Consider the following 16,787-nt stretch of genomic DNA (forward strand, 5'->3'; position numbering starts at 1 on the left):
CTATTTTAGTTGCTTATATGGGTATTATTCGCCAGATGGCGATATTAGGTCTAGAGTTGTAAAAATACGAATTATAATTGAGTATTAGCATGGGTATATCAACACGCCAAAAGCAGTTAGTACAACAAAGTTTTGCTAAGGTAGAACCAATAGCAGAGCAAGCTGCCGAAATATTCTATACAACACTATTTGAATACGATCCGTCACTCAAAGCGTTATTTAAAAATAGCATTAAAAGCCAGGGACAAAAACTAATGGCTACGCTTAAAGTCGCAGTAAACTCCTTGGATGACTTAGATGCATTAGTACCTGTGCTTCATAAGTTAGCAGAGCGTCATGTAGGCTATGGCGTAAGAGCAGAGCATTTTACATATGTGGGGAATGCGTTGTTATACACCCTAAAAAAAGGGCTGGGAAATGAGTGGAACCCCGAATTACGTCAAGCTTGGATTGACGTATTCAGGCTGGTTGCTACCGTGATGAAAGACCACGCATTTAGTACTAAACATTAAAATAAAAGGCGTATTTTTACTCACTTTATTAAGCGATTTCTTTTGTTTTAATTGCTTTAAATAAAATGAAATTATTTTTCATAAACTTTTTTATCAGTATAAATATTCAATGTTATATGGCCCGCATTCATGTTACTTAAATTAAGGATACATTTTTACAACATGGAGAAAGGTTATGTTTAAACGAACTTGTATGGCGGCAATAACTGCTGCTGTTTTTGGAACGATCACTATGAGTGCGAGCGCTGCAGAGTCTTGCCCAAGGGTTGAAGGATTTTACTCTACTTGGGATTATCCTGCTGGCGGTGATTTGGATGTTAAAGACTTAGCGACTGATCAACTTACGCACATAATCGTTGCTTTTGCTTACCCTCGCCCTGATGGCACGATGGATACGGAACAGGCTGATAGATATATCGATGATATTGTCGAGCATGCTCATGCTAACAATACGGGGGTTATGTTATCTGTAGGTGGTGCTGGCGTTGATTTTCTATCTATGGATGCCGCTGCACGCAGTAACCTTGTGGATAACTTAGTGGCATATGCCGAGTTACATAAACTAGATGGTATTGATGTCGACTGGGAAGACTGGAGTACCTATAATCAGCCAAACCCGGTTGAGAGTGGATATCTTCTGGAGCTTGTTAAAGAGCTGAGAGAAAAGCTACCATCACACCTAGAAGTATCAGTTGATGTGCAAGCGGGTGGATGGTCAGGTATTAACTTTCATAAAGATTTAGACGACCATGCAGATATCATCCGTTTTATGGCGTATGACTATACAGGGGCATGGGGCGGCTCACCTAAAAATCACCATGCAGCTTGGGAATATATCCATGGCGGATTAGTGCATCCAGCAGAGTGGAGCCAAAGCATGATCACCAAGTATGATGTGGCTAAAACCAGTTTGGGTGTGCCGTTTTACAATAAATCATTCCCCTTGGTTAGTGGCCCTGTCAAAACGCTAACTGCACGAGAAATCGTTGATACGATAGTCAAAGGTGAGGGCGTAGATTATAACCAAGGTTACTACGAACTAGATAACTATGTGCATTTTTGGGAAACGCCTGAGTTATTAAAAACAAAAACCGATTTTGTATCTGAGAATGGTTATCCCGGCATCTTCATTTGGGAGTTGCACCAAGACTCAAGAGATGATGAATATAAGTTGTTAGATGTGATTGCTCAGGAGCTACCTAAGTGTCAGCCTTGTGCAGAGCAGTGGCAGCCGTACCCAAGTGTTTATAGTACAGGGGATGTAGTCAGCTTTGAAGGTAAAAACTGGCGTGTGAACGGCGGACCTTTACATGGTGTTGCGCCAGAAACCTTGGGTCATGCACATCGCTACACTGAACTTGGTGCATGTAAGAGCTATGTATTGAATAAATAAAAACGAGTGAAATCGTTTTGTTCATTGAGCCTATTAGCTGTGTGCTAAATGATGTATCTCAGCTTAAAAACAGGCTCTTAATCAGGTTCAGAGTGACGGTGTTATTTGCAGTGCTGACACTTTGGGCTTGTCTTGGGATCTCATTAATCTTGATACCCAACTACGTCATTCTGAGCTTGCCTCAGAATCCATGTGTGCAAGTTAACATGTGGTAGCAAGACATAAAAAAAGCTCTGTAAAAACAGAGCTTTTAAATTTAAACTAATTTGAATTAGTAAGTTGCACTGCCTTTAGTACGTGGGAATGCGATAACGTCACGTACGTTACCCATACCTGTTACATAAGCAACTAGACGCTCGAAGCCTAGACCGAAGCCTGAGTGTGGGACTGTACCGTATTTACGAAGGTCTCTGTACCAGCTGTAATCTTCTTTATCTAAGCCCATTTCTTCTAGACGAGCATCAAGTACGTCTAAACGCTCTTCACGCTGTGAACCACCGATGATTTCACCGATACCAGGTGCAACAACATCCATTGCTGCAACTGTTTTACCGTCTTCGTTTTGACGCATGTAGAATGCTTTAATATCACGCGGGTAGTTTTTAATCACTACTGGCGCGTTGAAGTGCTCTTCAGCAAGGTAACGTTCGTGCTCTGACTGAAGGTCTACACCCCACTCAACGTCAAATTCAAACTTTTTACCAGACGCTTTCAAGATTTCGATGGCATCTGTGTAATCAACTTGAGCAAAGTCTTTATCTACAAAGCTCTCAAGACGAGAAATCGCCTCTTTGTTGATACGTTGAGCGAAGAACTCCATGTCGTCACGGCGCTCTTCTAATACGGCTTTAAACACATATTTAAGCATGCTTTCAGCAAGGTTTGCCACATCGTCTAAATCAGCAAATGCAACTTCAGGCTCAACCATCCAAAATTCTGCTAGGTGGCGAGAAGTGTTCGAGTTTTCAGCACGGAATGTAGGGCCGAAGGTGTAGATTTTAGACATTGCACTTGCGTACGTCTCACCGTTTAACTGACCAGATACTGTTAGGAATGCTTCTTTACCGAAGAAATCTTCGTTGTAATCAACATCGCCTTTGTCAGTGCGAGGTAGGTTGTTCATGTCTAACGTAGATACGCGGAACATTTCACCTGCGCCTTCACAGTCACTCGCTGTGATGATTGGCGTGCTGATCCACATATAGCCTTGCTCATGGAAGAATCTGTGGATTGCTTGTGATAAGCAGTTACGAACACGTGTCACCGCACCCATAACGTTAGTGCGCGGACGTAAATGTGCGTGTTCACGTAGATATTCAATAGAGTGGCGCTTTGCTGCCATTGGGTATGTATCTGGATTTTCTACCCAGCCTAATACCTCAACAGAGTTTGCTTGTAGTTCGAAGCTCTGGCCTTTACCTTGAGATTCTACAAGTACACCTGTTACTGCAACAGAACAACCAGCAGTAAGACGAGTTACTTCTTCATAATTATTAAGCGAATTAGGTACTACTGCTTGAATAGGGTCGAAACAAGAACCGTCGTGGACGGCAAGGAATGAAATACCCGCTTTTGAATCGCGTCGTGTACGGATCCAGCCTTTGATTGTAACTTGGCTGTCTACCGCAACGGTGCCTGCTAGTAGCTCCGTTATCGCTATGTGGCTCATCTTTACTCCAAAATGATTTGTAAAAAGGGCTTATATTGCCCAGCTAGTTTTTGTCTATATATGCTCATCAGTGCAAATTTCAATGCACTGAGCGCAAATTCTGCGGTGACTCGTTTTTTTAACGCAATTTGCTTGTTATGTTTGGAGTCACGTGATCGGTATCTTACCCCCGTTGGCTACATAAAAAAACTACCAAATGACCCAATTTTAAAAAAATTTGACTACAATGGCCAAAATTTGGCTGATCACTGGATTTGTGGCGGTATAGAGCACTGTGCGAAGGTCGATTTTTATGGCATTATAGCTTGGTTATTAATAAAAAAAGTCGGAATGAATTTTCATTAAATGAAACAAGCTTTTATTTTAAGAGGATTACCAGGATCTGGTAAAACACACTACGCGCAAACATTAGCCGACGAGCTGGTGGCTGGTGATCAATCACAATATACAATTTGCTCTACGGATGACTATTTTACAGACGAGCAGGGCAATTATGAGTTTAATAAGGCGAAGCTGCCGCAATATCATAACTTAAACATTGCGCGTTTTGTTAATGCGCTCGCTGAAGGTATCCCTTTGGTCATTTTAGACAATACGAATATTAAAAAATGGGAATTTATCGCATATGTGAGCGCGGCACATGCGATGGGCTATCAAGTAAAAGAAGTAATTGTCGGAGAAGTAAAAGATAAGTCACTGCAACACTTATATGCTAAACGCAACCAGCATGGTGTAGCACTGAAAACCATTAGTAAAATGGCACATATGTTCGAATGGTAAAAAGCCGACTTTTAAGTCGGCTTTTTTTATGTTTTACATCGCTTCGTATTCTTCTTGCCAGAAGAATTTTTCTTCACCAAATGCTGGCTTCAAGTCGTCTAGCCAATGCGCGTTTTCGTTAAACTCCGCAAAGAATGGACGCTGTACCCACTCAGGGTTACGTGCTTGAATAAAGCGTAGAACGAATACTTTTTCGCCATTGATTTCTGTTACACCTGAGATCTCAACTTTACCTGGGCCTGCACTCATTGATGGACCACGCACTGTACGGCTCACACCAGATACTTGCTTATAGGCATCTCTGAAAATTTCCCATGTTTTGTGCAGTGGTAATTCAAAGTAACGCTTTGCACCTGTATCACGCTCGATGAACATGTAGTAAGGGATCATGCCCATTTGCGTTTGCTCTTTCCACATTTCAGCCCACATATTTGGATCTGTATTTAAGTGGTTAAGCAAAGGCGCTTGAGTTCTGATCTGTGCACCTGTTTTGCGAATAAGCTTAATTGCTTCTTTTGCAACATCAGTGCGAAGTTCTTGTTTATGGTTTACGTGTGCCATAAATGAAACATGTTTACCAGCGTCAACAAGTTCTTTAATCAGTGCTAATAAATCTTCTGCATCTGGGTCAGTTACGTATCTGAATGGCCAGAAAGTTAAAGACTTAGTACCGATACGAATAGTACGGATGTGGTCAAATCTTGGCTCTTTTAGTGCCTCTAGGTACTTACGTAACTTCACTGTACGCATTACCATTGGATCGCCACCTGTCATCAGTAGATCTGTAACTTCAGTGTGCTCTTCTAGGTATCTGTGTAGTAGCTCTTCATCGTTATTGTTGAAACGTGTCGCCTTACCAACGAACTGTGCCCAACGGAAACAGAAAGTACAATAAGAGTGGCAGTACTGACCTTGTGCAGGGAAAAATAATACTGTTTCTTTGTACTTGTGTTGAACACCTTCAACGTTTTCGCCTTCAAAAGACGGCACGTTTTTGTCCATTTGGCCCGCCGGATGCGGGTTAAGCTTTTGTCTTAGCTTAGTTGCCAGTTCAAATACTTCTTCTGGCGTATGTTCACGCTTTAATAAAGCAGCCATTTCATCATATGACTCGTCATCAAGCATACCGCGCTGTGGGAATGTCAGCTGGAACACTGGGTCATTAGGTACCTTGTCCCAATCAATCAATTCGTCGATAACGTAATTATTTACACGGAATGGGAATACGTTAGCAACGACTTTCATTTGAAAGCGCAGGTGCTCAGGCAGCTTATCAAGCTGTTCGATCTTATCAATTTGACGGTGTTGGTACACAGTAAAGCGAGGTGGCTGATAGGCCTCTGCCGGCTGCAATTGGACGGATTGTTGCATACTTACTACTTCTCAGCTTGCTAGATTTTAAAAAAGAGACGCATTATAGCAAAAAGCTGAAGTAAATTCAGGTACAAATCGCTAAAGGCCCTGAAAAAATGATAGTTTTCATCGTATGTGGTTGGATTCTATACAGACTTGTGTGATAAATAATCACCGAGGGATAAAAGATGTCAGCTCATATGTGGTGAATAAGCTGACATCCTATGATTCTAGTAAGCTTTTTGCTCAATCGCTTGATAGATACCGTCGATTAAATGAGCGATATCGTCACTAGAAGTGATATAAGGAGGCATAATGTATATCAGTTTGCCAAATGGGCGGATCCATAATCCTTTTTCGATAAAGAACTTTTGAATTTTTGCTACGTCGACCACATCAAGTAGTTCAACGACCCCAATGGCACCGAGTGTTCTGACTTCTTTGACTGCCTCGAGTGACTCACAACGATGCAAGTCTTGCATTGCGTTGTAAAGACGGGTGACATTGCCATGCCAATCCGTTTCTTCTAGTAATTCAATACTCGCAACTGCCGTTGCGCAAGCTAGTGGGTTACCCATAAAGGTTGGGCCGTGCATCAGTACTTTTGCTTCACCTTGGCTTATCCCCAGCGCGACCTTGTCTGTGGTCAAGGTGGCTGATAACGTCATACATCCACCTGTTAATGCTTTGCCGATACACAAAATATCAGGTGCGATGTCAGCATGTTCGCAAGCGAACATTTTACCGGTACGACCGAAGCCAGTGGCAATTTCGTCAAGTATTAACAGCACGTCGTACTCGTCGCAAAGCTCGCGGAGCTTTTTAAGATATTCGGCATTGTAAAAGTTCATGCCGCCTGCGTTTTGCACAATTGGCTCAATGATGAAGGCAGCAAGCTCATTGTGGTGCTGTTTAAATGTATTTTCTAAGGCGACTAGTTCAGCGTCGTTTTGCTCTTCGCCAAACTTGGATTGTGGTGCATCAACAAAAATATGCTCAGGTAAAAAGCCTTGATACATGCTGTGCATCGAGTTGACAGGATCACAGACACTCATCGCAGCAAAGGTATCACCATGGTAGCCTTTTTTGGCAGTCATTAATTTATTTTTAAAGTGATGACCTTGGCTCAGCCAATATTGCAAAGCCATTTTAATGGCCACCTCAACACTTACAGAGCCACTGTCTGCTAAAAATACCCGTTGCAGGGGCTCAGGTGTGATCTCAACGAGCTTTTTACATAAATTGACGGCAGGCGCATGAGTAATGCCGCCAAACATCACATGACTCATTTGGCTGGCTTGATCAGTCATTGCTTTAACAAGTTTTGGGTGATTGTAACCATGCAGAGCGCTCCACCAAGAGGCCATACCATCTATCAGAGACTCACCCGTTTCTAAAAATATGCGGTTTTTATCTGTGTGTGTCACTGGATAAACAGGCAGCGGATCGATCATTGACGTATAGGGATGCCAGATGTGGGCTTTGTCAAAATTCAGATCGATCGGTTGTTTTTTGTTCATTTGTAAACCTTGTTTGCTCATCACTCGTTGACAATACTAAAGCAAGAAGTAGACTAAGCCAATCACCGTCAAATTATCTGGCGAAAAAAACCAGAAAAAGAAGAGATTAAGTTATGGAATATGGCATCGTTCGTCATGATTGGAAACACGCAGAAGTAAAAGCATTATTTGAAATGCCTTTTAACGACTTACTATTTTATGCTGCGAGCGTACATCGCAAAAACTTCAAACAAAATGAAGTCCAGATCTCTACTCTTCTGTCGATTAAAACAGGCGCATGTCCAGAAGATTGTAAATACTGTCCGCAGTCAGGTCACTATAAAACAGACCTAGAAAGAGAACGACTGATGGAAGTTGAAAAGGTTGTTAACCAAGCAAAATTGGCAAAAGAAAAGGGCGCAACGCGTTTTTGTATGGGTGCTGCTTGGTCAGATCCAAAAGACAGAGACATGCCATACATTGAAAAAATGGTTAAAGAAGTCAGCGCACTTGGTCTAGAAACATGCATGACCCTTGGTAAGCTAGACAATCAAAAAGCACATGCTTTAAAAGACGCAGGTCTTGATTATTACAATCATAACCTAGATACCTCACCTGAATATTACGAGCAGATCATCACAACACGTACTTACGCAGACCGACTAAATACCATTGATCACGTGCGCGATGCAGGCATGAAGGTTTGTTCTGGTGGTATCGTGGGTATGGGTGAGCAGGCTGCAGACCGTTATGGTTTATTAATGCAGTTAGCAAACTTACCAAAGCAACCAGAAAGTGTGCCAATTAACATGCTGGTTAAAGTAGCGGGTACACCGCTTGAAGATGTAGATGATTTAGATCATTTTGAGTTCATCCGTACTATTGCTGTGGCACGTATCATGATGCCAGAGAGCTATGTGCGTTTATCAGCAGGCCGTACTGCGATGAATGAGCAAATGCAGTCAATGTGTTTCTTTGCTGGTGCAAACTCTATTTTCTATGGTGATAAGCTATTAACTACGGAAAACCCTGAAGCAGATGCAGATATGAACCTACTTAAAAAGCTAGGTATGAAGCCTGAGACTCGTGAAGACTACTCAGATGAAGCGTATGAAGCGTCTCTTAACTCTGCAATTGCAGACAAAGCAACGTCAGAGCTATTCTACGAAGCAAAATAAATGGCGTTTGAATTTATAGATCAAGCGCTAGAAGACAAAGCACGTGACGCGCTGCAGCGTCGCCGTACCTGCATAGATAAAGTGTCTGCTCGTCATATCCAAGTTGATGGGCAGCAATACTTAAACTTTGCCAGTAATGATTATTTAGCGCTTGGAGATCAAACTATTTCTGGAGACTTCGTTGCTGGCAGTAAAAGCTCAGCTCTGGTCACTGGATATCAGCGCACCCACCGATTGTTAGAGGCTAAATTGTGTGAGTTGCTTGGCTACGAGAGAGCCATGCTATTTGCCAGTGGCTTTGGCGCTAATTTTAGTGTGCTCAGCACTTTATTTCATGATAATAAAGCTGGCCAAGACAGCGCTATGTTTCAAGACAAGCTCAATCATGCCAGTCTCATTGATGGTGGGCTGAACAGCAGCGCTAAGTTAGTCAGGTTTAATCACAACGATATGGGTCATTTGCGTACGCGTTTGGAAAAAACACGTGTCCAAAACAAGCTTATTGTCAGTGAAGGTATTTTCTCAATGGATGGCGATGGTGCGCCGTTGCATGAACTGAAGTCTTTGGCTGATACCCACAGCGCCTGGTTGATGATTGATGATGCCCACAGTTTCGGGGTGTGCGGTGAAAGTGGTTTAGGCTCTGTCGAGTCCGGTGTGAGGCCAGATATTTTAGTGATCACATTCGGTAAGGCCATGGGATGTCAAGGCGCTGCTGTGCTCTCAAGCAAACGAGTGATTGATTACATGGTACAGTTTAACCGTGAATATACCTACTCAACGGCCATGTCGCCCGCTTTAGCTGAGATTGCCTCAACGCAGTTATCAAGATTATGTGACAGCGGTAGTGCTCGTGATACACTCCATCGCCATATTACGCAATTTAAAGCGCTTTGTAGGGATGCGGGCATTCCAGTGCAGGCATCAAATAGTGCGATTCAGCCGATTGTATTGGGCGATGCGCAAAGCACGCTAAATGCGCAGCAAGGCCTTGCACAAAAAGGTATTTGGCTGACCGCAATTAGGCCGCCAACGGTGCCACACAATACGGCTAGATTACGTGTAACACTGACCGCAGCGCACCAGCAAGCTGACATCGAATACTTGGTGGAATGCCTCAAGGAGGTAATATGAGTGCGATGTTAAAACTGAATATTGCTGATAAGTTTTCACGCGCGTCTGCTCAGTACATTAAGCACGCTAATGTACAACAGCGCTCAGCCGAAATTCTGTTTTCCGGTTTAAACCGCCGCTACAACACCATGTTGGATTTGGGGGCGGGGCCGATGCAACATCATAGCGTGCTATCTCAAAAGTGCGAGACGTTAGTGGCGTTAGACTTGAGCGAAGGCATGCTAAAACAAGGCCCAGCATCTGCCATGAAAGTGTGTGCGGATATGGATGCTCTGCCTTTGCAAGCAGAGTCTGTTGAATGTGTGTTTAGTAATTTTGCGATGCAGTGGAGCAGTGACTTACCAACATTATTTAAGCGTTTGAATACCGTGTTAAAGGCTGGTGGCAGTGCGCATTTATCCATTGTTATTGATGGCTCTTTACGTGAAATTGCTAAAGCTTGGCAGGGCGTAGATGGTCATTGTCATGTAAACCAATTCACGCGATTTGAAGACGTACAGCAGATTGCAAGGCAAGCTGGGTTTTCGATCCGGTCGATGAGTAAACGCTGCTTGGTTGATATTTACAGCACCCCACGCGAGGCGCTTAAGTCGGTAAAATGCATAGGTGCAAACCAGTTAAATAATACAGATACGCGCCGTGGCTTAGTGGGTAAAGAAAGTTATCAGGCCTTGTTAAAAGCCTATCCACTTGTTGATGGCTTCGCCCATGTTAGTTACGAGGTGGCATTTTTGGAGTTAACAAAATAATGAGTCAGTTTTTTATTACCGGTACGGATACTGAAGTTGGCAAAACCTATGTCACAAGTTTGCTGCTGAAGTATCTTGTCTCAAAAAAGAAAAAAGCCGTTGGTTTTAAACCCATTGCTGCTGGTGCAGAAGAGGCGTTTGGTGAGCTGGTCAACGAAGATGCATTAACTTTAATGGAAGCGGCCAATGTGCACGGCACATATGAGCAAATTAACCCGTTTTGCTTTGCGCCGCCTATAGCACCACATATTGCCGCAAGTCGAGTTGATGTGCATATTTCAAAACAAGATTTGACCAACAAACTGGCTGATGTGTCTACATTAGGTGCTGAATTCACCATGGTTGAAGGTGCAGGCGGTTGGGCATTGCCAATCAATGATACAGACTTTTTATCCACTTGGGTTGCAGAGCAAAACCTACCCGTTATTCTTGTGGTTGGTATGAAGTTAGGTTGCTTAAATCATGCGTTTTTAACGGCCCAAGCCATTGAGGCGTCAGGGGCAAAATGTGTTGGCTGGATTGCCAATCAAATTGACCCAAATATGGCAGAGTATGACGCGAACCTAGAGACGTTAAAGCAACGCCTTGATTTTCCGCTTTTAGCTGTCACGCCTTATTCTGAAGAAAAAGCCAAGATGCAAGTGCACTCAGCACTGAATAGCTTACTTGGCGTGTAATACTTATATTTAAAAATAACCTTCATATTTTTTATCTATATTTATGAAGGTTATTTATTAAAATCCTGCCAAATATCAAATTTAAGTTACGACTTGTTGATTTAAAATCATCTATTTAATTATTTTAAAAAGTAATTTTTACATTCAATCATAAATAAATGTTTTGTTACTTATTACATTAATAGATTATAAATTTCATCGTTATCTTTATATCTTTACGACGTTTCTAGCATTATCAGTAAAAGAAAGGAAAATGCTATGAAATATAAGTTTGCTCCAATTAGTTTAGCGATTTTGCTCTCCTGCCAAGTCAATGCAAGTGCAACAGATCGCCTTTATGAACACCGTTGGTTACACCCAAACGGGGATCCTTACTTATCTCTACAGTGGAATTTACTCAATGATGGTAGCCTTGATAATACAGTTGCAGGGCATGACTTGAACTTGTGGCAATCGCACCTTTGGGGGCATAAAGGCCAAGGCGTGCAGATATCGCTGATTGACACAGGTGTTGACGAGCTTCATTCGGATTTGATCGACAACTTAATTTTTGACCCCAGTATTGATTCAACAGAACCCTGGGCATCAGCACATGGCACATACATGGCTGGCTTGATCGCAGCTGTGCAAAACGATGTTGGGATCAGAGGTGTCGCCCCTGAAGCAGACGTCATTGTGCACAATAGATTGGGCTCATACATGAGCCGTCATGAGCAGTGGGCTTATCATCGTGGCATTGGGCTGCAAAATGGCAAAACCTCGATTGCGCAAAACTCTCGTGTTTTTAATACCAGCTTTGGGGTAACTCCTGTGCATAGCACGCCGTATAACTATGCGTATACAACCACGGATGCCGATACTGGCGAAGCCATTCAGATGGTGAACTTTAGGCTCAGAGATGAGGTGATGGAGCGCATCACATTATCAACAGAGCAAGACAAACGCACCGCACTTTTTGTTCAGGCTGCGGGCAATGGCTACTACCAGACATTAATAAATGCGTATGGCCCTAATGGCATAGATACACCGGGATATCACCATGCAATAAATAATGGCGGTCTCCCATTTCACAATGCAAATAGCGGCCATTTAACCAGTTTTTGGAAAATTAATGTCAGTGGTGTGAGTGCTGATGGCAGGTTAACCAATAGCTCTACTGTGGGCAGTAATATCTTTGTTACAGCGCCGGCGGGAGCAGATCGCAACACACCAGGTATGGTGACCACGACATTAAGCTGTGATTGGCACCAGAAATATCAAGGCCAACAACAAGTATGTACAGGTCCGCAAGATTATTATTTTAGAGTAAATGGCACATCGTCTGCGGCAGCGAATGTAACAGGTGCAGTGGCGTTGCTCATGTCGGCAGCTGAGCAGCAAGGTCACAACCTGACTGCACGAGATATCAGGCACTTATTGGCCAATACGGCAACCAAAGTAAATCGAGATATGGAAGACATTAAGTTGTCTAACGTGGTCGCATTGGAAGGCTGGTCTAGCAATGCCGCGGGTGTTGAGTTTTCCCCTTATTATGGCTTTGGCCTAGTCGATGTTGATAAAGCTGCAGAGCTTATTCGCCGTTATGCCGTTGAAAATTTACCAGCAAATTTTGTAAAAACGCAATGGTTTGGCGAGCACGACACCTTTAGCAAGCCCATTTTAGAAGATATAACACACACAACCACCTCAGAAATTGAAGTGACTGAAGATATGTTTATTGAGGGCGTGCAAGTACGTTTAAGTGCTGAGCATGGCCGTATTACTGATTTAAAAGTCGAGTTAGAATCACCAAGTGGCACTCGCAGTATATTGATGTCGCCAAATAATAATCTGGTTGGACAAAATACAGATTATATTGCGCCATCTGAAAAGAGCCTACTTGGTTATGATGATCATAAACTACTCAGTTATAAATTCTGGGATGAAAGATCTGTTGGCACATGGAAGCTACATATTACGGATATGAATGATCAACAGCGCACGATTGTCACCGACCCGTTTGGCCAACCACGCAGCCGCTATACCATTGAGAATAATACCAAACCGGGCACATTCACTAATTGGTCAATCCGTGTACTTGGCCATACGGACAAAGTCACTAAGAAAAAGAACTTAAACTAATCTTCAAAGCTACTTTGTTGAGTCACTCCCAAAGGCCGATTTAAAGGCCTTTTTTCGTTTGTTACAATAAAAACAATGATATTCATATCGAGTGGTTTATGAAGGTTTTAGTTACAGGCTCTGCCGGACGCGTTGGTCGAGCCATTTATATTCACTTAGCACGCAGCTATCACGTGGTGGGGTTAGACAGCACACCTTGTTCAACCGCAGATTTTATCGGCGATATTCGAGACGAAGCGCTTTTACATCGTGCCCTTAAAGGCGTTGATGTGATTGTGCATACGGCGGCACTCCATGCGCCACACATCGGTCATGTAAGTGACGAGCTGTTTCATGAAGTGAATGTTGAAGCAACTATAAAATTAGCTGAACTTGCTGTTGCCAATGGCGTAAAGCAGTTTGTGTTTACCAGTACCACGGCGTTATACGGACATGCTAGCACGCCAAATGGGCGAGCAGGGTGGGTGACAGAGCAGACCAAACCTTTACCTAAAACCATCTATCATCATACTAAAATTGCCGCAGAGGTTACGCTTGAGGCGATAAGTAATGCGTGTGATTTTCCCGTAACTGTATTGCAAATGTCGAGGTGCTTTCCAGAGCCAGTTGAGCAAATGGCACTGTATAGGTTAAATCGAGGAATTGACTACCGTGATGTGGCCAGTGCTCACCGCTGCGCCATTGAAAAGAGGTTATTTGGCTTTAATCGCTTTATTATTTCTGGCAAAACACCGTTTGATCCCAGCTGCTGTGAGCAATTATTTAACGATTGTGAGGCCGTTTTACGTGCACGATCACCAAAATTAGTGGCGGTGTTTGAACAGCGTGGTTGGTCTTTACCACAAACCTTAGACAGAGTTTATGACTCATCTAAAGCGCAGATGGAATTGGGTTGGACCCCAAAATACGAGTTTGAAAGTGTGATTGACTTGTATGATGACGGTTTTGCAGAAGTCCTGCCCAGTAAAAAGCAAAGTACAAGTTAATCTTTTGGTGATTAAAAAAGCGAGTGACTTGCACTCGCTTATGATAACTTGCGATTAATCCTCTTTGCTTGATGCGCTGGTGGCGGACTTTGGCTGCATTTTTTGAAATAGCCAACCCACACCTACCAAGCACAAACCTAAGCCAATGAATGACAAGGCTCTGAGCAGCCCCTCAAGATTAGACATATCGACCATAAAGGCTTTTAAAATCACCATAGCTAGACCGATAAAACCAATATTGATTAAGTGCTTATGGTTAAAATGCTGCGCGACAAAAATGGTTGTGGTTGAGATCAGTAACCAGACAATCGAATAGGTGTAAAGCTCCGCTTCTTTCATCCCTAAATGCCAATTGATGAAGCCGTCATTGAACAAGGTGCGTATTTCGCCGTTGATAAACATAAAGCCAAATATGGCCATTGCCACATAAATAAAACGGTTAAACTGCGCTTTGACAAGTTTAAAATGCATAAACCCATACAGGCATAATACAGGTGCAAGCCATTGGAGCCACAACCAGTTTATAACATAGCCACCTACGTTTTGGCTGTATACAAATGGGCTTTCAAACACGGAGAATTGCACATGTATTAGCGTACTTGCACCGAGTAAAATGCTACCACCAATCATATACAGTTTTTGCAGATTGCGCGTTAGCTGGCTGCGCCAATAATATACGCCGGCCAGAATTAACCAGTTTAGGGATAACACCACGCCTTCTCGATAGCTTAAATTATCAAAATTAGGATAATCTCCGACTAATAAATAACTGGTTTCGGTGGTGACAAGCAGCGCACATAAGTGAATAAATACACCCATAAACCACGTATTAAGCGTTCTTGATGGGTTATATTTTGCAGCAAACCACACTAAAGCAATCGCAATTGGGTAGACGATGAGTGTCCAATGAATACCTAAAATGGCTTCATGCTTGTAATCAGCAACCCAAGGGGCCACCGACAATCGAGTAACCACAACGAGTAAAGCTGCTTTGTACAGCCAGTCAGGGATCTCAACCTTGTATTTCCAGCTTAAATAGCTCATGGATGCGACTTGCGCCGTAATAGCCAAGGTCAGCGTGCTTGCAGATAACAACATGGTCAAACACAAAGTCAGCATGGCATTTGCTAACACTAAATATGTCACACGCTGTAACGGTACTGATGATTTGGCAGCCGCAAGTGCTGCGCCGGCGGCGATGAGCAGGAGTTCAAACGCCCAAACAGGGTAGAGAATGGCGTCACTGTCCACAGGCAGTGAAATATAGCTAAGACCAAACAAACTCAGTGGCACTAACACAAGTAGCAGTAAATAAGCATGGCGTGCTGCATCACGTTTGATCATCAAGACGCTAAAGGCCATACCTAACAATGCTGCGATCTGAATAAACAAATACTTGCCAGTAAATGGATAGAGGATGTCACTAAAATCGACTTTTTGATGTATGTTGCCAAACATAAACAAAGCAAAACCCAGCGCCAAATATGGCCATGTATCTAGGGCACAATGCCTGTAAGCTGAAGCAAAAGCGATGGCAGCGACAATGAAAGCAGCTATCACCATGTGACTGAAAACGGGCGAAAACATCAGGTAAATGGCGAACAAGAATAGAGTGATAAGGGTTGCGACTTGCTCTCTTCTTGCCATCAATAATGACTTAATGGGCAGTGGATTATACATGGTTAACTTAAGCCGCCAACCAAGTAGGTTTGAGAGCACATAAAAATATAGAGTTGCAACTGTGTAAAGGGTAATAGCAGCAAAGTCACCTTTATCACCTAAAACAATGGCACCGATAAACCACACACAATGGCCAACAAAACTTTGCCACCACAGCCACTTTTGCTTGACGTAATCCGCAACCCACGCTGCAGATAATGACACAAAGGCCACATACAACAACAGTGCCCCAATATTATTAGATCCAGTGGAGACAAGCGCCGGTACAGCATATGCGCCGATGATCCCAATGCCCGCAAGCACAGGCCCGAAGCGCAGTGCCAAATAGGTAGCGCACAGAGCAATAACAGCTAAAAACACAAAGGCGAGGTTGGCAGGTAAAAAATGGTAGTGATTAAACGACACCAAAACCATAGCAAAGCAGGTGATTACACCGCCACTGGCAAGCGCCGCAGAGATGTAGGGCGTATTCACATTCAGCTTAGCTTTATAGCGGTTAACCAGTTCAGCACCTACGACTAATGCACAGCCAAACAAAGCGCCTAAAACAACGCGCACTACCGGTGGCATAAGGCCGGCCTCAATCGAATATTTGGCGAGGAAAATCCCACCAATAGATAAAATCAGTGCGCCCAACCAGAAAATACCATTGCCTTTTAGTAACGTTTCTAAGTTGAACTCGGGCAGTGTAAATTGCTTTTGAAGCGTTTGCTTTGGCGGGCTTTTTACATCCGGCTTTGCTGGGGTAGATAAGTGTGCTGGCTCAGACTCACTCAACGCTTGTTTGAGCTTATCAATCTGCGCTGTTTGAAAGTCGATGATTTTTTGAAGATGTATAACCTTTTTCGCGAGTTTATCTATACGGGCGCGATCTTTAAAAGCAATCACAACCCCCACAAATAAAAACAGATTAAATGCAAAGGAAAACAACTCAGTATCCATACCTTTTCCTTAAAATACGAGAGAGGTAAGATGAGTTTGCTTTAAAAACAGATAATTATCAAGTTAAGTGCAAAATACACATTGCGGAGCAATGTTACTTTTGCGCAAGGTGAA

At 43.0% G+C, this 16,787-nt stretch carries 13 protein-coding genes; 9 read left to right on the top strand and 4 right to left on the bottom strand.

Translation table 11 applies throughout. From position 1 onward, the window contains the following. Positions 1 to 89: 89 nt before the first annotated feature. Positions 90 to 512: a globin family protein gene (locus N477_RS13725; protein ID WP_063359844.1), complete on the top strand. Its 423-nt coding sequence runs from the start codon at positions 90 to 92 to the stop codon at positions 510 to 512. A gap of 175 nt (positions 513 to 687) precedes the next feature. Next, positions 688 to 1,905, top strand: coding sequence for a glycoside hydrolase family 18 protein (locus tag N477_RS13730; protein WP_063359843.1), 1,218 nt, complete (start codon positions 688 to 690; stop codon positions 1,903 to 1,905). Between the two features lie 271 nt (positions 1,906 to 2,176). On the opposite strand, the gene asnS is transcribed toward N477_RS13730, so the two are convergent. Next, positions 2,177 to 3,574, bottom strand: coding sequence for an asparagine--tRNA ligase (asnS, locus tag N477_RS13735; protein ID WP_063359842.1), 1,398 nt, complete (start codon positions 3,572 to 3,574; stop codon positions 2,177 to 2,179). Positions 3,575 to 3,919: 345 nt separating this feature from the next. Between asnS and N477_RS13745 the strand changes: the two genes are divergently transcribed. Continuing rightward, positions 3,920 to 4,354: an AAA family ATPase gene (locus N477_RS13745; protein ID WP_063359840.1), complete on the top strand. Its 435-nt coding sequence runs from the start codon at positions 3,920 to 3,922 to the stop codon at positions 4,352 to 4,354. A 33-nt stretch (positions 4,355 to 4,387) separates the two neighbouring features. On the opposite strand, the gene N477_RS13750 is transcribed toward N477_RS13745, so the two are convergent. Both N477_RS13750 and bioA read right to left on the bottom strand, forming a co-directional pair. Continuing rightward, complete coding sequence (locus tag N477_RS13750) at positions 4,388 to 5,725, bottom strand: KamA family radical SAM protein (protein WP_063359839.1); 1,338 nt, start codon at positions 5,723 to 5,725, stop codon at positions 4,388 to 4,390. Between the two features lie 212 nt (positions 5,726 to 5,937). Beyond that, positions 5,938 to 7,227 (bottom strand): adenosylmethionine--8-amino-7-oxononanoate transaminase, encoded by a 1,290-nt coding sequence (bioA, locus tag N477_RS13755; protein ID WP_063359838.1) that lies wholly within the window; start codon positions 7,225 to 7,227, stop codon positions 5,938 to 5,940. A 113-nt stretch (positions 7,228 to 7,340) separates the two neighbouring features. Here bioA and bioB point away from each other — a divergent pair, with 113 nt between their 5' ends. The 6 genes from bioB to N477_RS13785 all read left to right on the top strand — a co-directional run bounded on the left by bioB (position 7,341) and on the right by N477_RS13785 (position 14,051). Then, positions 7,341 to 8,384, top strand: coding sequence for a biotin synthase BioB (bioB, locus tag N477_RS13760; RefSeq protein ID WP_039608952.1), 1,044 nt, complete (start codon positions 7,341 to 7,343; stop codon positions 8,382 to 8,384). Beyond that, on the top strand, positions 8,385 to 9,518 hold the full coding sequence (locus N477_RS13765) for an aminotransferase class I/II-fold pyridoxal phosphate-dependent enzyme (protein WP_063359837.1): 1,134 nt from the start codon (positions 8,385 to 8,387) through the stop codon (positions 9,516 to 9,518). Further along, positions 9,515 to 10,267, top strand: coding sequence for a methyltransferase domain-containing protein (locus N477_RS13770; protein WP_196760621.1), 753 nt, complete (start codon positions 9,515 to 9,517; stop codon positions 10,265 to 10,267). Before N477_RS13765 ends, N477_RS13770 begins: the two co-directional genes overlap by 4 nt. Continuing rightward, complete coding sequence (gene bioD / locus N477_RS13775) at positions 10,267 to 10,944, top strand: dethiobiotin synthase (protein ID WP_063359835.1); 678 nt, start codon at positions 10,267 to 10,269, stop codon at positions 10,942 to 10,944. The genes N477_RS13770 and bioD overlap by 1 nt, the downstream gene beginning before the upstream one ends. Before the next feature lie 258 nt (positions 10,945 to 11,202). Beyond that, complete coding sequence (locus N477_RS13780) at positions 11,203 to 13,065, top strand: S8 family serine peptidase (protein ID WP_063359834.1); 1,863 nt, start codon at positions 11,203 to 11,205, stop codon at positions 13,063 to 13,065. A gap of 98 nt (positions 13,066 to 13,163) precedes the next feature. Next, positions 13,164 to 14,051 carry an NAD-dependent epimerase/dehydratase family protein gene (locus tag N477_RS13785; protein ID WP_063359833.1) on the top strand — a complete coding sequence of 296 codons (888 nt, stop codon included), beginning with the start codon at positions 13,164 to 13,166 and terminating at the stop codon, positions 14,049 to 14,051. A 54-nt stretch (positions 14,052 to 14,105) separates the two neighbouring features. Here N477_RS13785 and N477_RS13790 read toward each other — a convergent pair whose 3' ends face one another. Continuing rightward, positions 14,106 to 16,673, bottom strand: a complete 2,568-nt coding sequence (locus N477_RS13790; protein WP_063359832.1) for a DUF2339 domain-containing protein — start codon at positions 16,671 to 16,673, stop codon at positions 14,106 to 14,108. Positions 16,674 to 16,787: the final 114 nt, after the last annotated feature.

This window comes from Pseudoalteromonas luteoviolacea H33-S (assembly GCF_001625695.1).
Classification (GTDB): Bacteria; Pseudomonadota; Gammaproteobacteria; order Enterobacterales; family Alteromonadaceae; genus Pseudoalteromonas; species Pseudoalteromonas luteoviolacea_B.

Bases quoted from the DNA above. Each gene is read 5' to 3' on its own strand.
- N477_RS13725 (WP_063359844.1), top strand. From the start codon at position 90: ATGGGTATATCAACACGCCAAAAGCAGTTAGTACAACAAAGTTTTGCT.
- N477_RS13730 (WP_063359843.1), top strand. From the start codon at position 688: ATGTTTAAACGAACTTGTATGGCGGCAATAACTGCTGCTGTTTTTGGA.
- asnS (WP_063359842.1), bottom strand. From the start codon at position 3,574: ATGAGCCACATAGCGATAACGGAGCTACTAGCAGGCACCGTTGCGGTA.
- N477_RS13745 (WP_063359840.1), top strand. From the start codon at position 3,920: ATGAAACAAGCTTTTATTTTAAGAGGATTACCAGGATCTGGTAAAACA.
- N477_RS13750 (WP_063359839.1), bottom strand. From the start codon at position 5,725: ATGCAACAATCCGTCCAATTGCAGCCGGCAGAGGCCTATCAGCCACCT.
- bioA (WP_063359838.1), bottom strand. From the start codon at position 7,227: ATGAACAAAAAACAACCGATCGATCTGAATTTTGACAAAGCCCACATC.
- bioB (WP_039608952.1), top strand. From the start codon at position 7,341: ATGGAATATGGCATCGTTCGTCATGATTGGAAACACGCAGAAGTAAAA.
- N477_RS13765 (WP_063359837.1), top strand. From the start codon at position 8,385: ATGGCGTTTGAATTTATAGATCAAGCGCTAGAAGACAAAGCACGTGAC.
- N477_RS13770 (WP_196760621.1), top strand. From the start codon at position 9,515: ATGAGTGCGATGTTAAAACTGAATATTGCTGATAAGTTTTCACGCGCG.
- bioD (WP_063359835.1), top strand. From the start codon at position 10,267: ATGAGTCAGTTTTTTATTACCGGTACGGATACTGAAGTTGGCAAAACC.
- N477_RS13780 (WP_063359834.1), top strand. From the start codon at position 11,203: ATGAAATATAAGTTTGCTCCAATTAGTTTAGCGATTTTGCTCTCCTGC.
- N477_RS13785 (WP_063359833.1), top strand. From the start codon at position 13,164: ATGAAGGTTTTAGTTACAGGCTCTGCCGGACGCGTTGGTCGAGCCATT.
- N477_RS13790 (WP_063359832.1), bottom strand. From the start codon at position 16,673: ATGGATACTGAGTTGTTTTCCTTTGCATTTAATCTGTTTTTATTTGTG.